The organism is Fuscibacter oryzae (genome assembly GCF_016765795.1).
Taxonomy (GTDB): Bacteria; Pseudomonadota; Alphaproteobacteria; order Rhodobacterales; family Rhodobacteraceae; genus Fuscibacter; species Fuscibacter oryzae.
Map to the genome: position 1 here is coordinate 88,725 of NZ_JAESVP010000001.1, position 18,260 is coordinate 106,984.

The window sequence follows — 18,260 nt, forward strand, 5'->3', positions numbered from 1 at the left end:
GGCATCAGTAATCCCTGCCAGATCCACCCGCGCCAGATCGCCGGGCTGGCAGGTTCGATCCGCAAGGTCGAACACGGCCGGTGCTGGACTCCCGTCGGCGGATCACCTTTAGAAATCACACCCCCGCCATGATGCGCCAGCGCATGGGAGGTGCCCGGACTGCCGCGATGGTGCTGGTGACCGAAAGCCCCGCCCGATCAGGCCTCGCACGAAGATCACCACATAGTTCGGCCTCGCGGACGAAATATGCCGATACCGCTGATGTCCGCGATCAGCCCCTCCGAACCGGAAACAGCAACCATCGGCGCATAGCGCCTCGCCCAGCGACAAAGACGGGCCAGCGCTGCACGTTCATCCGCAAGATCGGCCGGGCGGGTCAGGATGTCTGGACAGGTCGCGCACGCATCAGCAGGCGCCATGCCCCTAGTTTCCTACACACCTGCCTCGTTCAGTTTCCGTTGCCATGCTGAACATGTTCCACGGCCAACTCAGGCCCCCGCTTGCAGCACGGATTGCAACAGATACCCGTGAAAGACAGGGATATTGCATATCTTCATAAGGCTAGATGGAAAAAGGGTGAGAGGCTGGACAGCGACCCAAGCGGGTCTCGTTACGGCTGCTTCCTTCCGGACCTGACCGGGTTGGCGAGGCGCTTACCCGCGCCAACCTCTCGCCCCCCATATAGGCCGGGGGCAAGGCGGGCGCAAGATGGCTGCGCCACACCCGCGCCCTCTGTGCATCGGCGCAGGGCGGGCTGCGCGGCGGGGGGCGTTGAACCCACCCCTGTCACGGCCCATTTTTGCCGCATCGCGGCATTCTGCCGCTTCTGCATTGGAGACATTATGAAGAACGTCGCCGTTCTGGTCGGCTCGTTGCGGGCCGCTTCCATCAACCGCCGCTTTGCCGAGGCACTGGCCAAGCTGGCCGAGGGACGGCTGGCGTTCCGTTTTGTCGAAATCGGCGATCTGCCGATTTATAATGATGATCTGTGGGCCGAACCGCCCGCCGCCGTCACCCGGTTGCGCCAGGATATCGCCGCTGCCGATGCCGTGCTGCTGGTGACGCCGGAATACAACCGCAGCTATGCACCCGCCCTGTCGAACGCGATTCACTGGGCCACCCGACCCTGGGGCCAGAATGCCTGGGCCGGCAAGCCCGCCGCCATTACCGGCACCACGCCGGGTGCCACCGGCACCGCCGCCGGGCAGAACGCGCTGCGCCACCTTGCCTCGTCCGTCGGCCTTGATCTGATGATCTTCCCAGAGGTCTATTGGACCTGGAAGGACACCCATTTCGACGGCAGCACCCTGACCGACGCAGAATCGGCCAAGTTCCTGTCGGGCTGGATTGATGCGTTCTCAGGTTTCATCGACCGCCACACCAAGGTCGCAGCCTGATACTGCAAGGGGTTGGCGTCAGACCGCCAGCCCCGCCATCCGCGCGCCTTCCAACAGGTCACGGGCCAGATGATGCGCCCAGCGCCCCTCGCTTGGCACCACATCGGGCACCTGCACCACACGGCACCCTGCGCGAAAGGCGGCTTCGGCCCCGGTTTCGCTGTCTTCGAACACAAGGCACCGTGCCGGATCAACGCGCAGCTTTTGCGCCGCCAGCAAATATGGGTCGGGCGCGGGTTTGGGTGCCTCTACATCCTCGACCACCACGACATGGTGAAAGGCATCGGCGATGCCCGCCACGCCCAGCTTGTGATGCGCCTCGGCCCGGCGGGATGAGGTGACGATTGCCATGGGCCGCAGCCGCGCCGCCAGCAATTCTGTCGCGCCCGGCTTGAGCGGCAGTCCGCGATTGACCTCGGCCAGAAAGCCCTGGTTCCACATCGGGTGCAGCGCCGTCTGGTCCAGCGCGGGATGCGCGCTGGCAATCATGCGGCCTGCCGTCGCCATATCGCGCCCGACCAGGCCGTGCATGAACTGTTCGCTGACCGGAAATCCCAGCCGCGCAAACGCCGCCATGCCAGCCGACATCGCCAGGCTTTCTGTATCGACCAGGGTTCCGTCCAGATCGAAAAGGATCGCGTCAAACATCGCAGCCTCCGGGGGTCGCCCCCGCATAACGCATCAAAGATGCAGGCGAAAGCGCTGAAATCCACCCGGCGCGGACCCAAGCGAGACCAGATCGTCAAGGTCGCTTATCGCCTCGGCGGCGGTGTCCAGCACCACGCTGGTGCCCGGCATCGGACAAAAGGACCAGACGGGGCAAAGCGCCTGTTGCGCGCCGATCGGCTGGCGCGCCGCCTCGCGCAGAATGTCGCGCAGACGCGTCGGCGGCAGCGCAATCTCGCGGCGGGCGGATGGCAAGGGAAAACCGCCGCCGCCGCCCATCCGGTGGCTGGAGGTGGCAAGGATGAACCGATCCGTCGCCCGAACCGCGCGGCCCTGCCATTCCAGATCGCGAACCCGGCCCGGCCCCGGCGGCATCGACAGGTCGATCCGGTAAGACAGCCCCTCGATTGCATCGAACAGAAAGCCGGGCACCTCGGGATCGACCAGCGGCGCATCCTGCGCGCCGGGCGCGACCTGACGAAAGATCGCCGCCGCATGGTCCAGCCAACGCATCACCCCGACACCGCAGATTTCGGTGGCGGCAAGCCGGTCGTCAAAGGGCATGATGCTGCCAAGGTCACGTTCACGCACAGGGCCCGGAGGGATCAGCGCATAATTCGCAGCCCCGCCGCGCCCGCCCGTCCGCGTCGCTGCCACCGCTGCCAGAACCGGCAGATCCGCGCCACCCGCCCCCAAAACGCCTGCCATATGATCTCGCACCGCACGGCCCACGAAATGCAGCGCGCGCGACCGCCCGATCAGCGCGAAATGGGTATCCAGCCGCACCTGCGCCCGACCCACCACTGTATCAAGCTGTCGGCGGATGCGGGCAAGCGCCGGGCTGCCAAGACTGACCAGATAGGCATCCTCGGGCGCGGTCTGCCCCGGTTCGACCGGCGCCACCGCCCGCAGTTCGCACCTGTGCCCCAGCACGCGCCACCGCCCGCGCGTCAGCCCCATGTCCAGATCCACCACCCCGAGGTGAGAGGCAAGCGCGCCGGGCAGAACCAGCGCCGCCCCCGTCTGGGCGGCGACGGGCTGGGCGGGCAGCGCATCATGGGTGTGGCCCGCCACCACCACATCCACCCCCGCCAGCCCCGCAACAGCCTGCGCCACATTGGCGCGCATCCGCGTGCTGCCACCACCCTCGGGGGCCACCCCGGAATGGGCCAGCACAACCACCAGATCGGCCCCCGCCGCCCGCATCTGGCGCACCTGCACCCGCAGCGCCGCCAGAATGTCGCCGATCTGCAACCGGCCGGAGAGATGGTATTTCTCCCAGATCATGGTTTGTGGCGGTAGCGCCGATGTCACCGCCACCCGCAAACCATGACGCGCGCCAAAGGTATCGGTCACTTCTGCCGTGATCATCACATGGGGCAGATAGGCGGGCCCGCCATCCGCCCGCCGGATATTTGCCGCCACTACCGGAAACCGCGCCTCGGCCAGACAGTGCGCCAGATAATCCAGCCCGCGGCTGAATTCGTGGTTGCCCAGACCCACCGCATCATAGCGCAGATGGTTCATCGCGCGCACCATGGGGTTCGCCATGCCCGCCCCGGCGTGATCGACCGCTTCATCCGCCAGCGGGTTGCCGGTCAGGAAATCACCGTTGTCAAACAGAAGGGCACCGCCCGCCTCGGCCCGCGCCTTGGCGATCTCGATGGCCAGGCAGGACAGGCCGCGCCCCGGTATCGACCGATCCGCGTAAAAGTCCCAAGGGACAAGTTGCGCGTGCAGATCGGTCGTCGCCAGAATACGCAAGCCCGCCTTCGGCCCCTGACCCTTTGAATCACCGCCCCACCGCGGTTTTCTCGTTGTCATTCAGTCTTACCGAGGGATCTTCCCCTTCAATTTAGGCCCCGCCTCGCCAGGGGAAACCCATCAGGAGAGTTTTCTGGCGAATGATCACCTCATAGTTGCAAAGTTGCATCCCCCTTTGCAGCCTCGCCCCGGCATGGCAGAAGACAGTCGGGAACAAGGCGTCACATCATGCAACTTGCAGAAACAGTCACATTTGGCGCCTCGGGTCTTGACCGGGCGGCGGCCCTGCGCGGGCAGCCAGAGCGCATCGCAGAGTTGCTGCAACAGGGGCAGGTACTGGCACTGTGGCGCGGACAGGTGCCGGTTGATTCGGGCAACGCTGCGGGCGGTCTGGTCTGGGTGCCGCCGGGATCACGGCTGCTGGATCACGCTGGGCCGCCGGTCTTTCTGGGCCTGGATGACGGCATCCCCCGCTTTGCGGCCGACATCTCGGCCTGGACGCCTGCCATTGCCCCGCAGCCCCCCGGCGGCATCTTCAGCGCCGAACCCCTGCCCCATCCCGCCCTGCCCGATACTGCCGCCTTTCAAGATCTGCGCACCGTGATGGCAACCCTGTCGCCGCGTCAGGCCGAACTGGCCGCGACCGGCAAGGCCATAATCGGCTGGCACGCCAGTCACGGCTTTTGCGCCAGTTGCGGTGTGGCCTCTGCTATGGATCAGGCGGGCTGGCGTCGCCTTTGCCCGGCTTGTGGCGCCCAGCACTTTCCGCGCACCGACCCCGTGGTAATCATGGTGATCGAACGCAACGGCCGCCTGCTTTTGGGCCGCTCTCCGGGCTGGCCAGAGGGGATGTATTCCCTCCTTGCAGGTTTCGTCGAACCCGGCGAGACGCTGGAGGCTGCGGTGCGCCGCGAGGTTGCCGAAGAAACCGGCGTCACCGTCGGTACGGTCCGCTATCTGGCCAGCCAGCCCTGGCCCTTTCCCGCATCGCTCATGCTGGGCGCGCATGGTCAGGCCAAATCCGACGCGATCACCCTTGACCCGGCAGAGCTGGAAGATGCCCTGTGGGTAACCAAAGACGACATGGTCACGATTCTGGCCGGTCACCACCCCCGCATCCGCGCCGGACGCGCCGGGGCCATCGCACATTTCCTGATCCGTCACTGGGTGGCGGACAGCCTGGACTGACGGACACCCGACGATGAGACTTTCGACCAAACAGGATGTCGATGCGCCTTTGGCACAGGTCTGGGCCATCGTGGCCGACTTTGACGGTTGGGAACGTGCCGCCCTGCGACGCGGAGCAGATGTATCGCGCGATGATTCGCACCGGCAGGCTACGGTCGGCACCGACTGGCGGCTGGGATTCCTCTATCGCGGCAAGCCGCGGAAGATGCAGGTGCAACTGACCCGGCTGGAGCAGCCTCAGCACATCGGCCTGCACTTTCATTCTGCCGCGCTGGAGGGCGAGGCACATATCGAGTTGATCGAGATGGCCGCCCGCCGCACCCGTCTGCATGTGATAACAGAGATGAAGCCCCTAAATCTCGGTGCCCGCCTTTACCTGCAATCGCTGCGCTTTGCCCGCAACCGGGTGGAACGCAAGTACCATGACCGCATCGCTGCCTTCGCGCATGAGATCGAGCAGCGCGCCCGCAGCCCCCGCCGCTGATCGAGCCGGCAAGGCAGGACGCCCCGCAGGCCAGACGTGGGGATTAGCGTGGCCTGTCCGCCGGATACACACCCAGAATCTTGAATTCCTTGGTGAAATACCGCAACTCCTCCAACGCCAGTGTGACGTTGGGGTCATCGGGGTGGCCCTCGATATCGGCATAAAACTCGGTCGCGGTGAAGCTGCCGCCGACCATATAGCTTTCCAGCTTGGTCATGTTCACACCATTGGTGGCGAACCCGCCCATCGCCTTGTACAGCGCCGCCGGAATGTTCCTGACGCGGAAGGTAAAGGTGGTCATCATCCGGTCGCTGCGCCGGCTGGCGTCCAGCGCGCGGCTCATCACCAGAAAGCGCGTGGTGTTGTTCTTGTGATCCTCGATATGGCGGGCCAGCACATCCAGCCCGTAAATCTGGGCCGCAAGTTCGCTGGCCAGTGCGGCGCGCGTCACATCGCCCGCCTCGGCCACCTCGCGCGCGGCGCGGGCGTTGTCACTGCTGACCTTGCCCTTGATGTTATGTTCCCGCAGGAAACCCGCACATTGTGGCAGGATCACCACATGGCCATGCGCCTCGCGCACATCCGTCAGCTTGGCCCCCGGAACGCCCAACAGATTGACATGCACCCGGACAAAGGCCTCGTCCACGATATGCAGGCCCGATTTCGGCAACAGGCTGTGTACATCCGCGACCCGGCCATAGGTCGAATTCTCGACCGCCAGCATCCCCAGATCAACCTCGCCGCTGCGCGTCATCTCGACCACATCCTCGAATGTGGTGCAGGGAACCGGGGTAAAATCGGGGCGGGCTTGCGTGCAGGCCTGATGCGAATAGGCACCAAGTTCCCCCTGAAAGGCGATGCGGCCGGTCATATGGCACTCTCCCGTGTCCAAAACGCCCTATCAGGGCGATTGGTCGCGCTACTACACCTTGAAAACCGCAGGAGGAAGCGGGTAGATAGCCGCCAGACAGACCTAGGGATGGCGCGACATGTTCGACACGATGACTCTGACCAAGGCAACGGGCGCGGTGTGCGGCTCGCTCCTCGTGTTCCTCTTTGCCAATTGGGCGGCTGAATCGTTGTACAACACTGCCCCGTCGTCGCATGGCGGGGAAGAGGCGGCCCAAGCCTATACCATCGACACCGGGGCAGCCGAAGGTGGCGAAGCCACCGCCGATGCCGGCCCCTCGTTCGAAGAGGTCTTTGCCGCCGCCGATCCGGCTGCTGGTGAAAAGGTGTTCGGCAAGTGCAAGGCCTGCCACAAGATCGACGGTGCCAATGCCACCGGCCCGCACCTGAACGGCGTCGTTGGCCGTAACCATGCCGCCATCGCCGATTTCGCCTATTCCGACGCGATGAAGGGCAAGGCCTCCGAGGTTTGGACCCCCGATGTCCTGAACACCTTCCTGACCAGCCCCAAGGCCGCCGTCCCCGGCACCAAGATGACTTTTGCCGGTCTGCCCAAGGCAGAAGACCGCGCCAACCTCATCGCCTATCTGGCAACGCTCAAGTAATCCGCGTCCCACCGCCGACCAAGGCCGCCCCTCGGGCGGCCTTTTTCATTACCACACCCCCCTTTCACGCATTCGCGCCCGCCTTTCACGCATTCGCGCCTTGAGGCCGCCCCCCGTTCCGCCCTAGATTCGCGCCAAAGCCGCAGGTCGGCGAAACAAGGGGAGTGGGGCATGGTCCAGCGGGCGCACGCGGTTGCAGTTGCAGCGGAACGGAACGGCATGGCGATGCGTCTGGCAGGCGGTCTGGTTGCTCTTGGCGCGGCGCTGCTGCTGGGTTTGTCCCAGGCCCGTGCCGAGGATCAGAAGATCATCACCGCCCATGGCATCTCGACTTTCGGCCCGCTGAAATATCCCGCTGACTTCAAGCACCTCGACTATGTGAACCCTGATGCCCCCAAGGGTGGCGAGATTTCCGAGGCCGAGCTTGGCACCTTCGATTCGCTCAACCCCTATTCCTTCACCGGCACCGCCACCGGCGTGGCGACCGTGCTGTACGAATCCATTCTGGGTGCCACCGCGGATGAGGTGGGCGCAGCCTACTGTCTGATGTGCGAGACGATGGAATACCCCGAAGACCGCTCTTGGGTGATCTTCAACCTGCGCAAGGATGTGAAGTTTTCCGACGGCACCCCGCTGACCGCCGACGATGTGCTGTTCAGCTATAACCTGTTCCGCGAAAAGGGCATTGCCGAGTTTCGCGCCGTCTTTAACGACAAGGTGCAATCGGCAGAGGTGCTGGACCCCTACCGCATCAAATTCACCTTTACCCCCGGCACGCCCTTTCGTGACATGCCTGCCAGCGTCGGTTCACTGACGGTCTTTTCCAAGGCCGACTATGAAAAGAACAACCGCGATCTGGAGGCGTCCAGCCTGAAGCCCTTCCTTGGCACCGGGCCCTATGTCCTCGACAGCCTCAAGCCCGGCCAGCAGATCATCCTGAAACGCAACCCCGACTACTGGGCCGCCAACCACCCGCTGAACATCGGCCAGAACAATTTTGACCGGATTCGCGTGGAATTCTTTGGCGATGACAGCGCCGCCTTTGAAGGGTTCAAATCCGGCGTCTATACCTTCCGGCAAGAGACCACCGTCAAGCAATGGGCCACCGGCTATGATTTTCCGGGCGTCAAGAACGGCACCGTGATCAAGGCCGAACTGCCCAACGGCAACCTGCCGCCCGCCTCTGGTTTCCTGTTCAACCTGCGCCGCGAAAAGTTTCAGGATGTCCGCGTGCGCGAAGCGATCGGCCTTATGTTCAATTTTGAATGGTCGAACCAGACGCTGTTTTACGGCCTTTATGCCCGCGTCAATTCTGTTTGGGAAAACAGCAGCATGGCCGCCAAGGGCGCCCCCGGCCCTGATGAGGTTGCCATTCTGCAACCCCTTGTCGATCAGGGCCTGCTGCCCGCCTCGATCCTGACGGATGAGGCGGCGATGTCGCCGGTCTCTACCCCCGAGCGCTCGCTTGACCGCAAGAACCTGCGCAAAGCCTCTGCCCTGCTGGAACAGGCAGGCTGGGTTGTGGGTGATGACGGCATGCGCCGCAACGCCAAGGGCGAAACGCTGAAGGTGGAATTCCTGACCGCCAGCCCGCAACTGGAACGCGTGATCAGCCCCTATGTCGAAAACCTGCGCGCGGCGGGGGTGGATGCCAGCCTGAACATCATCGACCCCGCGCAACTGCAATTCCGCGCTGACCCGCCGAACTTTGATTTCGACGTGCTGCCCACCAGCATGGTGAATTCTCAGGAACCGGGGGGCGAGATGAAGCAATCCTACGCCTCTGTCACCGCCAACAACTCGACCCGCAACCGCATGGGGCTGGCCAATCCGGCGGTGGACAAGCTGATCGACAATGTTGAACCGGCCAAAACCCGCGAAGAGCTGGACAGCGCCACCCGCGCGTTGGACCGGGTGCTGCGCAGCCTGCATCTGATGGTGCCGCGCTGGTACAACCCAAACTACTTCGTCGCCTATTTCGACCAGTATGATCACCCCACGACCCTGCCGCCCTATGCCTTGGGGGAAACCAGCTTTTGGTGGTATGACGCGGCCAAGGCCGACAAGCTGCGCGCAGCGGGTGTTCTCAGGTAATGCTGTCTTATATCCTGCGCCGTCTGCTTCTGGTGATCCCGACACTGTTCGGGATCATGCTGGTCAATTTCAGCCTGACCCAGCTTGTGCCCGGCGGCCCGATTGACAACATCGAGGCACGTCTGGAAGGCAATGGCGATGTGCTGGAGGCTTTGGGCGGCGGCTCTGACACCGAGGCGCAGTCTTCCCAGAAGAGCAAACCGGGTGATGACAAAAGCAAAGGCGGCTATGTCGGCGCGCGCGGCCTGCCCCCCGAATTCCGCGCCAAGCTGGAGGTGGAGTTCGGCTTTGCCCGCTGGATCTGCCCCCCCGGCTTTACCGGCGCGCAAAAGGCCCCCGATTGCACGAAACAGGCGATTCCGGCGCTGGAGCGGTTCGGCATCATGATGGGGCGCTTTGTGCGGTTCGACTTTGGTGACAGCTATTTCAAATCGCAAAGCGTTGTCAGCCTGATCATCGACCGCCTGCCCGTGTCGATCACCCTTGGTCTTTGGACGACGTTGATCGCTTATGCCATTTCCATCCCCCTTGGCATCCGCAAGGCGGTGCGCGACGGATCGGCCTTTGACAGTTGGTCCAGCGGCATCATCATCGCCGCCTATTCCATTCCGGGCCTGTTGTTTGCCGTGCTGCTGCTGGTGCTGTTCGCGGGCGGCAGCTATTGGCAGATCTTTCCGCTGCGGGGCCTGACCTCGGACAACTGGGCGCAGCTTTCGGCATGGGGCAAGGTCATCGATTATTTCTGGCACATCGCGCTGCCCGTCACCGCAATGACGATTTCCAGCTTTGCCACCATGACCCTGCTGACCAAGAACAGCTTTCTCGATGAGATCAAAAAGCAATATGTCATGACCGCCCGCGCCAAGGGCCTGACAGAGCGGCGGGTGCTTTACGGCCATGTCTTCCGCAACGCGATGCTGATCGTCATCGCCGGATTTCCCAGCCTTTTCATCAGCGTGTTCTTTGGCGGCAGCATCATCATCGAAAACATCTTCTCGCTCGATGGCCTTGGCCGGCTGGGGTATGAGGCGGCGCTGCAACGCGATTACCCTGTGATTTTCGGCACCTTGTTCGCCTTTGGGCTGATGGGTCTGATGGTCGGCATCCTGTCCGACTTGATGTATGTCTGGGTTGACCCCCGCATTGATTTCGAGGCGCGGAAATAATGGCGCTTTCTCCCCTGAACCAGCGCCGCTGGCGCAATTTCAAGGCTAACCGCCGGGCATATTGGTCGCTGATCATCTTTGCGATCCTGTTCGGCCTGTCGCTGTTTGCCGAACTGCTGGCCAACGACAAACCGCTGCTGGTCACCTATCGCGGCGAATGGCGGATGCCCTTTCTGCGCTTTTATTCCGAGGCGGATTTCGGCGGCGACTTCAAGACCGAGGCGAATTATCGCGCGCCAGAGGTGCAGTGCCTGATCGTGACAGGCGGCGTGGTCGATTGCTTCGATACACCCGAAGACATTCTGGCCGGCGTCAAGGACGGCAGCTATGGCGCGGGGGTGGACGGGTTTCAGAAGGGCCGGATGATCTGGGCGCCCATCCCCTACAGCTATCAGACGATCAGCGATCTGGGCGGCAAGGCGGCCCCGTCGCCGCCCGATGCCGATCACTTGCTTGGCACCGATGATGCCGCGCGCGATGTGCTGGCCCGCGTGATCTATGGCTTTCGGCTGTCGGTGGGCTTTGCGCTGATCGTGACCGCGCTGACCTCGGTCATCGGCATCGCGGCAGGGGCGGTGCAAGGCTATTTCGGCGGCTGGATAGACATTGTCTTTCAGCGGTTCCTCGAAATCTGGTCCGGTATTCCCATGCTTTACGCCATCATCATCATCTTTGCGGTGTTTGAACGCAGCTTCTGGATTCTCCTTATTCTGATGGTGGCCTTTGGTTGGACCAGCCTGATCGGCGTTGTCCGGGCCGAGTTCCTGCGCGCCCGTAATTTCGAATATGTCCGCGCGGCCAAGGCGCTTGGCGTGCCCGACAGGGTGATCATGGTCCGCCATGTGCTGCCCAACGCCATGGTGGCCACCCTGACCATGCTGCCCTTCATCGTCACCGGCACCATCGGCAGCCTAGCCGCACTGGACTATCTGGGCTTCGGCCTGCCGCCCTCGCTGCCCTCGCTCGGACAATTGTCGCGGCAGGCACAGCAGAACCTGCAAGTGCCCTCGCTGGCCTTTGTGGCGTTCTTTACCTTTGCCATCATGCTCTCGCTTCTGGTCTTCATCTTCGAAGGCGTTCGCGATGCCTTCGACCCGCGAAAGACCTTTAAATGACGGCGCCTGTTCTGGAAGTTTCGGGGCTGAAGATCAGCTTCCGGCAGGATGGCCGGGTGATCGAGGCCGTCAAAGGCGTCAGCTTTACCGTGGGCCGGGGCGAGACGGTCGCGCTGGTTGGCGAAAGCGGGTCGGGCAAATCTGTCACCGCACTGTCCACCGTGGGTCTTTTGACCGACAGCGCCTTGGTTGAAGGGTCGGCCAGGTATCAGGGCAAGGAACTGATCGGCGCTGCGGAAAATGACCTGCGCCGGGTGCGCGGCAATGACATCAGTTTCATCTTTCAGGAACCGATGACCTCGCTGAACCCCTTGCACACGATCGAGCGGCAGCTGGGCGAAAGCCTTGCGCTGCATCAGGGCCTGCGAGGCGATGCCGCCCGCGCGCGCATCGTGGATCTGCTGACCAAGGTCGGTATCCGCAACCCGGAAAGCCGCCTGACCGCCTATCCGCATCAGCTTTCGGGTGGTCAGCGCCAGCGGGTGATGATCGCCATGGCGCTGGCCAATGGCCCGGAACTTCTGATCGCCGATGAACCTACCACCGCACTGGATGTAACGGTGCAGGCACAAATTCTGGACCTGCTGGCCGACCTCAAAGCCTCCGAAGGGCTGTCGCTTCTGTTCATCACCCACGATCTGAACATCGTCCGCCGCATCGCCGACCGGGTTTGCGTGATGCAGGGCGGCGAGATTGTGGAACAGGGGCCGACGGCACAGGTTTTTGCCGCCCCCCGGCATCCCTATACCCAGAAACTGCTGGCGGCAGAGCCGAAGGGCCTGCCAGACCCCCTGCCCGCCAATGCCCCGGAAATCCTGCGCACCGAACATCTGCGCGTCTGGTTCCCCATCACAGCCGGTTTCCTGCGCCGCACCACCGGGCATGTGAAGGCGGTGAACGACGCCAGCCTGTCGGTCCGTGCGGGTGAAACCCTTGGTATCGTGGGGGAATCCGGCAGCGGCAAGACCACCATCGCCCTTGCCATCCTGCGGCTGATCCAGTCCGAAGGGCGCATCACCCTGATGGGCCGCGACATTCAGGGCCTGACGGGCAGCGCCCTGCGCCCCCTGCGCGCCGATATGCAGATCGTGTTTCAAGACCCGTTCGGCAGCCTCTCGCCGCGCATGACCGCCGCCGAAATCATCAGCGAAGGCCTGGGCATCCACGCCCTTGCCCCGGGCCAGAACCGCGACCGGATGGTGACCGAGATCATGGCCGAGGTTGGCCTGAACCCCGACATGCGCGATCGCTACCCGCATGAATTTTCCGGCGGCCAGCGTCAGCGCATCGCCATCGCCCGCGCCATGATCTTGCGGCCGAAACTGGTGGTGCTGGATGAACCGACCAGCGCCTTGGACATGACGGTTCAGGTGCAGATCGTGGACCTGCTGCGCGAGTTGCAGCGCAAGCATGGGCTGGCCTATATCTTCATCAGCCACGATTTGCGCGTCGTGCGGGCGCTGTCGCACAATGTGATGGTGATGAAAGAGGGCGATGTGGTCGAGGCGGGCGACAGTGCCGCCCTGTTTGCTGCGCCGCGAACCGACTATACCCGCGCCCTGCTGGCCGCCGCCTTTGGCCCATGAAGATCCTGTTCGTCCATCAGAATTTCCCCGGCCAGTTCCTGCATCTGGCCCCGGAATTGCAAAAACGCGGCCACCAGGTCCGCGCCCTGACCGATGCGACGAACCAGCGCCAGACCGGTATCGAAACCCTGCGCTACAAGCACACCGCCCAACCCATCGAACCCACCGCCGCCCGGCTGGGCCGCAACTATGCGATGATGAGCGATCGCGGCGTCACCGTGGCCCGCGCCGCCCTGAACCTGCGCCAGCAGGGCTATGTGCCCGATGTGATCATTGGCCATTCCGGCTGGGGCGAGACGCTGTTTCTGAAAGAGGTCTGGCCCGAGGCCAAGCTGATCATCTATGCCGAATTCTACTATCGCGGGCGCGGTGCAGATGTGGGCTTTGACCCGGAATTCAGCAGCCGCAGCTTTGATCAGGTGATGATCGCCCAGGGCCGTGCCGCCTATCTGGGGCAGGCGTTGACCCATGCCGATGCGGGCCTGTCGCCGACCCACTGGCAGGCGTCAACCTATCCAGCCGCCCTGCGGCAGATGATCCGCGTGATCTTTGACGGTGTGAACACCGCCACCCTGCGCCCAGAACCGGCGGCGCAATTCACCCTGCCCGATGGTCGGCTCTTGCGCGCGGGCGATGAAGTGCTGACCTTCGTCAACCGCAACCTTGAACCCTATCGCGGCTATCATACCTTCCTGCGTGCTTTGCCCGATGTGATGGCCGCCCGGCCACAGGCTCAGGTGGTGATTGTCGGCGGCGATGGTGTCAGCTATGGCGCGGCCCCGCCCGGCGAAACCGGCTGGAAACAGCGCTTTCTGGCCGAGGTGCAGGACAAGCTGGATATGGCCCGCGTCCATTTCGTCGGCAAGCTGCCCTATCCGCAGTTCATATCGCTGATGCAGGTCAGCCGCGCCCATGCCTATCTGACCTATCCCTTCGTCCTGTCGTGGTCGATGGTCGAGGCGATGGCCTGCGGCGCCCATGTCATCGGCTCGGCCACCGCCCCGGTTGAAGAGGTGATCCAGCACGGCAAGAACGGCACGCTGGTGGATTTCTTCGACATTCCGGGCTGGTCCCGTGCCCTGACTGAAGCCCTCGCCCACCCCGACCGCTTCGCCCCCCAACGCCTCGCAGCGCGCCAGACCGTTCTGGAAAACTACGACCTGCACGGCGTCTGCCTGCCGCGCATGGTCGAATTCGTCGAAGGTTTCGCACCCAAGCCCTGACAGGCACCTCCCTCCCCCTGTCAGAGGAAGGGTTCGGAAGGGGGCCGCCTAAATCGCCGCCGAATGCTGCGCCTTGGCATGGTCATAGGCATCGAAGGCCCGCGCGATCATCCGGGTCAGCGGCCGACCGTGAACCGGAATCGAAATGCCATCGGCATCGCGCGCCACCATGCCCGGAAAGGCCCGCATCACGATGCTGAACATCCCGTCCAGTCGTTCCGGGGTAATCGCGAACCCCGACAGAATTTCCTCCATGTCCACCCGGAAATCGCACATCAGCGCCTCGATGATCCGGGCGCGCATCTTGTCCTCGCCCTGAAACACATGGCCTCGGTGGGTCGAGAACCGGCCTTCGCGCACCGCCTTGGTATGGACCGCCGTGGCGCTGGCATTCTGGGCATACCCTTGCGGAAACCGGCTGATGGAGGAGGCACCCAGCCCCACCAGAACCGGCGACTGATCATCGGTATAGCCCTGAAAGTTCCGCCGCAGCCGCCCCTTGCGCGCCGCCACAGCCAGCCCATCACCGGGCCGGGCAAAGTGGTCAATCCCCACCTCGTCATAGCCGTCCCATGCAAACAACTGCCGCGCTGCCTCGAACAGACCCAGCCGTTCTTCGGGCGTCGGCATCGAATCGGATGGGATCATCTGCTGACGGCGGCTCATCCACGGCACATGGGCATAGCCATAAAGCGCCACCCGGTCGGGCGACAGGCTCAGCAATTTTTGCACCGAGTCCGAAATCCGTTCGCGCGTCTGATGTGGCAGGCCATACAGGATGTCGGCATTCAGGCTACGGACGCCCCGGTCGCGGATCATGTCCGCCACAGCCCGCGTCAGCTCATAACTTTGCTCGCGCCCGATGGTTTTCTGGATTTCCGGGTCGAAATCCTGCACCCCGATCGAGGCGCGATTCATGCCAGAGGCGACCAGCGCATCCAGCCGCTCCGCGTCAATCTCGTTCGGGTCGATCTCGACCGAGAACTCCGCCCCCTCGGCCATCGGCACCGCCTGAAATACCGTATCGGCCAGATCGCGCATCATGTCAGCGGGCATCAAGGTCGGCGTCCCCCCGCCCCAATGCAGGCGCGACAGCCGCACACCCGGCGCAAGATGGCGCTTCAGCATGGCAATCTCGGCCTTCAGCACACGGGCATAGGCGCGCACCGGCTCGTCAGACGAGGTGCCTTGCGTTCGGCAGGCGCAGAACCAGCACAGCCGCCGACAGAACGGCACATGCAGATACAGCGAGATTTCAGATCCAGCCGGGATCGCCTCGATCCACGACACGAACACCTCTGGCGTCACCCCGCCGGCAAAATGCGGCGCGGTGGGGTAAGAAGTGTAACGGGGCACACGGGCGTCAAATAGCCCCAACCCCTTCAGTTGCGATTCAATGCTCATTCCCGTATCTAGGTATGAAGCCCCCTGCCGGGCCTTGACCTAAATCAATCAGGGGCAGCATGTCGCATCACGATATAGAGCTTCTCTCGCATGATTGCGGCGATTGCCCCATCAGACACCGAGCCGTCTGTGCCCGCTGCGATTCGGATGAGCTTTCCCGGCTGGAACAGATCAAATACTATCGCAGCTTTCAGGTCGGCCAGACCGTGGTCTGGTCGGGCGACCGGATGGATTTCGTGGCCTCGGTCGTCTCGGGCATCGCCACTCTGACCCAGACCATGGAAGACGGGCGTCGCCAGATGGTGGGTCTGTTGCTGCCATCGGATTTCGTCGGCCGCCCCGGTCGCTCAATCGCCGCCTATGACGTAACCGCCACCACCGATCTGGTGATGTGCTGTTTTCGCAAGAAACCGTTCGAAGACCTGATTGCCCGCACCCCCCATGTCGCCCAGCGCCTGCTGGAGATGACCCTGGACGAACTGGACGCCGCTCGCGAATGGATGCTGCTTTTGGGCCGCAAGACGGCACGCGAAAAGATTGCCTCGCTGCTGGCCATCATCGCGCGGCGTGATGCCAGCCTCAAGCTGCGCACCGCCAAGGGCGCGCTGGCCTTTGATCTGCCGCTGACCCGCGAAGAGATGGCCGATTATCTTGGCCTGACGCTGGAAACCGTCAGCCGCCAGATGTCGGCGCTGAAACGGGACGGAATGATCCAGTTGGAGGGCAAGCGCCACGTCATCATCCCCGATTTCGATGCGTTGACCGAACTGACCGGTGATGACAGCGACGGCGGTTTCCTGGTCTGACCCCCTTCCCCCTACGCCTGTCCCGTGCCAGCTTGGCCATGCCAGTTTAGCTGGGCAGGAGACGTTGAATGAACCAGTTCTTCACCACACCAGACGGCACCCGGCTGGCCTATCTTGACCAGAGTCAGGGCACGCCCGTGCTATGCCTGACCGGGCTGACCCGCAACATGGCCGATTTCGACTATCTCGCCCCGCACCTGCCCGGTATCCGCCTGATCCGCATGGATTATCGAGGCCGGGGTGAAAGCGACTGGACCGGAGCCGCCACCTATACCGTTCCGCAAGAGGGGCAGGATGCACTGGCGCTGCTGGATCATCTGGGGGTGGACAAGGCCGCGATCATCGGCACCTCTCGCGGGGGGATGATCGGTATGGGGTTGGCCGCCATGGCGCGGGGGCGAGTGCTTGGCCTCTGCCTCAATGATGTCGGGCCAGAGTTGCACCGCCGCGGACTGGAGCGGATTTTCGACTATGTCGGTCGCAATCCGGCGGCGAAAACCCACGCCGAACTGGCCGCCCGCCTGCCGCGCAACATGCCGGGTTTCGCCAATGTGCCCGACAGCCGCTGGCTTGAAGAGGCGCGCCACCATTACCACGAAACGCCAGATGGCCTGCGCATCAAATACGATCCGGCCCTGCGCGACAGCTTTCTGGCCGCGTTTCGGGCCGATCTGCCCGACCTCTGGCCCCTGTTCGATGCCTGCGCTGGCCTGCCGCTGGCCGTGATCCGGGGTATGAACTCTGACCTTTTGTCCGAGGCGACCGTCTTTGAAATGCACCGCCGCCGCCCAGACCTGATCGTGGCCACCGTGCCCGACCGCGCCCATGTGCCCTTTCTGGATGAGCCAGAAAGCCTTGATGCCATTGTACAATTCCTGAAGGCAGTCGCATGGCCAGCCTAAACCTGATCAACGCCGCCGCCGCCCGCCTTGCCGGGCACAGCCGCCGCACGCCGTTGCTGAATGCCCCCTTGCTGGACCGGGTCGCAGGCCGCCGGGTGTTCGTAAAGGCCGAATGCCTGCAATGGACCGGCAGCTTCAAGTTTCGCGGCGGCTGGTCCGCCGTCTCGGCCCTGACGCCCGATCAGCGCGCGCGCGGCGTGATCGCCTTTTCCTCGGGCAACCATGCGCAGGGCGTGGCCCTTGCCGCCGCCCGCCATGGTGCGCCCTGCACCATCCTGATGCCTGCCGATGCGCCCGGCGTAAAGATCGACAACACCCGCGCCTATGGCGCCACCGTCGTCCTTTATGACCGCGCGCGCCAAGACCGTGACGCCCTTGGCGCGGCCCTTGCGGCGAATCACGGCCTGACACTGATCCGCCCCTATGACGATCCGCAGGTCATTGCCGGGCAGGCCAGCGTCGGGCTGGAGATCGCCGAACAGGCGACCGAAGCGGGCGTCACCACCGCCGATGTCCTCACCTGTTGCGGCGGCGGCGGGCTGACCGCTGGCATCGCCCTTGCGCTGGCAGCCCACGCCCCCGGCCTGCGCGTGCGCCCCGCCGAACCCGAAGGCTTTGACGATACCGCCCGGTCACTGGCGACGGGCACGCGGCAACGGAATGCCACCCTGTCCGGTTCGATCTGCGACGCCATCGTCACGCCCACGCCGGGCGATCTGACCTTCCCTATCCTGCAACGCCTGTGCGGGCCGGGGCTGGTGGTTACCGAAGATCAGGTCTTGCGCGCCATGGCCCTTGCCTTTGCCCATCTGCGCATCGTGGTGGAACCCGGCGGCGCCGTGGCCCTTGCCGCCGCCCTCTTTTCGTCTGATCTGCCCGAAACGGTGATTTGCACCGCCTCGGGAGGCAATGTCGATCCGGGCATCTTTGCCCGCGCGCTGGCGGCGTAAC

At 63.8% G+C, this 18,260-nt stretch carries 16 protein-coding genes and 1 other RNA gene; 12 read left to right on the forward strand and 5 right to left on the reverse strand.

The features are described from left to right. Nucleotides 1-575: 575 nt before the first annotated feature. Nucleotides 576-672, reverse strand: an RNA gene (ffs, locus tag JI744_RS00425) — signal recognition particle sRNA small type. A 170-nt stretch (nucleotides 673-842) separates the two neighbouring features. Between ffs and JI744_RS00430 the strand changes: the two genes are divergently transcribed. Continuing rightward, a complete protein-coding gene (locus JI744_RS00430; protein WP_236019183.1) occupies nucleotides 843-1,397 on the forward strand; it encodes an NADPH-dependent FMN reductase in 555 nt (184 codons plus the stop codon). Nucleotides 1,398-1,415: 18 nt separating this feature from the next. Here the strand turns inward: JI744_RS00430 and JI744_RS00435 are convergent, their stop codons facing one another. Together JI744_RS00435 and JI744_RS00440 are read right to left on the reverse strand one after the other, a co-directional pair. Continuing rightward, nucleotides 1,416-2,045, reverse strand: a complete 630-nt coding sequence (locus tag JI744_RS00435) for an HAD family hydrolase (protein ID WP_202657178.1) — start codon at nucleotides 2,043-2,045, stop codon at nucleotides 1,416-1,418. 33 nt (nucleotides 2,046-2,078) lie between these two features. Continuing rightward, nucleotides 2,079-3,827 carry a bifunctional metallophosphatase/5'-nucleotidase gene (locus JI744_RS00440; protein ID WP_202657180.1) on the reverse strand — a complete coding sequence of 583 codons (1,749 nt, stop codon included), beginning with the start codon at nucleotides 3,825-3,827 and terminating at the stop codon, nucleotides 2,079-2,081. A gap of 228 nt (nucleotides 3,828-4,055) precedes the next feature. Here JI744_RS00440 and nudC point away from each other — a divergent pair, with 228 nt between their 5' ends. Next, nucleotides 4,056-5,015: an NAD(+) diphosphatase gene (nudC, locus tag JI744_RS00445; RefSeq protein ID WP_202657183.1), complete on the forward strand. Its 960-nt coding sequence runs from the start codon at nucleotides 4,056-4,058 to the stop codon at nucleotides 5,013-5,015. Nucleotides 5,016-5,028: 13 nt separating this feature from the next. After that, the gene (locus JI744_RS00450) at nucleotides 5,029-5,499 is read left to right on the forward strand and encodes an SRPBCC family protein (RefSeq protein WP_202657185.1); all 471 of its coding nucleotides are present in this window, start codon (nucleotides 5,029-5,031) and stop codon (nucleotides 5,497-5,499) included. Nucleotides 5,500-5,542: 43 nt separating this feature from the next. On the opposite strand, the gene JI744_RS00455 is transcribed toward JI744_RS00450, so the two are convergent. Then, nucleotides 5,543-6,370, reverse strand: coding sequence for a prephenate dehydratase (locus tag JI744_RS00455; RefSeq protein ID WP_202657187.1), 828 nt, complete (start codon nucleotides 6,368-6,370; stop codon nucleotides 5,543-5,545). A 118-nt stretch (nucleotides 6,371-6,488) separates the two neighbouring features. Here JI744_RS00455 and JI744_RS00460 point away from each other — a divergent pair, with 118 nt between their 5' ends. From JI744_RS00460 to JI744_RS00485, 6 genes are all read left to right on the forward strand, one after another. After that, nucleotides 6,489-7,013 (forward strand): c-type cytochrome, encoded by a 525-nt coding sequence (locus JI744_RS00460; RefSeq protein ID WP_202657189.1) that lies wholly within the window; start codon nucleotides 6,489-6,491, stop codon nucleotides 7,011-7,013. A gap of 219 nt (nucleotides 7,014-7,232) precedes the next feature. Continuing rightward, nucleotides 7,233-9,107, forward strand: coding sequence for an extracellular solute-binding protein (locus tag JI744_RS00465; protein ID WP_407927491.1), 1,875 nt, complete (start codon nucleotides 7,233-7,235; stop codon nucleotides 9,105-9,107). Continuing rightward, nucleotides 9,107-10,273, forward strand: coding sequence for a microcin C ABC transporter permease YejB (locus JI744_RS00470; RefSeq protein WP_202657198.1), 1,167 nt, complete (start codon nucleotides 9,107-9,109; stop codon nucleotides 10,271-10,273). Before JI744_RS00465 ends, JI744_RS00470 begins: the two co-directional genes overlap by 1 nt. After that, nucleotides 10,273-11,388, forward strand: coding sequence for an ABC transporter permease (locus JI744_RS00475; protein ID WP_202657199.1), 1,116 nt, complete (start codon nucleotides 10,273-10,275; stop codon nucleotides 11,386-11,388). The genes JI744_RS00470 and JI744_RS00475 overlap by 1 nt, the downstream gene beginning before the upstream one ends. Further along, nucleotides 11,385-12,974, forward strand: coding sequence for an ABC transporter ATP-binding protein (locus JI744_RS00480; protein WP_202657200.1), 1,590 nt, complete (start codon nucleotides 11,385-11,387; stop codon nucleotides 12,972-12,974). Before JI744_RS00475 ends, JI744_RS00480 begins: the two co-directional genes overlap by 4 nt. Next, nucleotides 12,971-14,197 (forward strand): glycosyltransferase family 4 protein, encoded by a 1,227-nt coding sequence (locus JI744_RS00485; RefSeq protein WP_202657201.1) that lies wholly within the window; start codon nucleotides 12,971-12,973, stop codon nucleotides 14,195-14,197. Before JI744_RS00480 ends, JI744_RS00485 begins: the two co-directional genes overlap by 4 nt. A 48-nt stretch (nucleotides 14,198-14,245) precedes the next feature. On the opposite strand, the gene hemN is transcribed toward JI744_RS00485, so the two are convergent. Then, a complete protein-coding gene (gene hemN, locus JI744_RS00490) occupies nucleotides 14,246-15,601 on the reverse strand; it encodes an oxygen-independent coproporphyrinogen III oxidase (protein ID WP_202657202.1) in 1,356 nt (451 codons plus the stop codon). A gap of 59 nt (nucleotides 15,602-15,660) precedes the next feature. On the opposite strand from hemN, the gene fnrL reads away from it, so the two are divergent. From fnrL to JI744_RS00505, 3 genes are all read left to right on the forward strand, one after another. Beyond that, nucleotides 15,661-16,407 carry a transcriptional regulator FnrL gene (fnrL, locus tag JI744_RS00495; protein ID WP_202657203.1) on the forward strand — a complete coding sequence of 249 codons (747 nt, stop codon included), beginning with the start codon at nucleotides 15,661-15,663 and terminating at the stop codon, nucleotides 16,405-16,407. A 68-nt stretch (nucleotides 16,408-16,475) separates the two neighbouring features. After that, nucleotides 16,476-17,309 carry an alpha/beta fold hydrolase gene (locus JI744_RS00500; RefSeq protein ID WP_202657205.1) on the forward strand — a complete coding sequence of 278 codons (834 nt, stop codon included), beginning with the start codon at nucleotides 16,476-16,478 and terminating at the stop codon, nucleotides 17,307-17,309. Beyond that, nucleotides 17,297-18,259, forward strand: coding sequence for a threonine ammonia-lyase (locus JI744_RS00505; RefSeq protein ID WP_202657207.1), 963 nt, complete (start codon nucleotides 17,297-17,299; stop codon nucleotides 18,257-18,259). Before JI744_RS00500 ends, JI744_RS00505 begins: the two co-directional genes overlap by 13 nt. The last annotated feature ends 1 nt before the right edge of the window (nucleotide 18,260 follow it).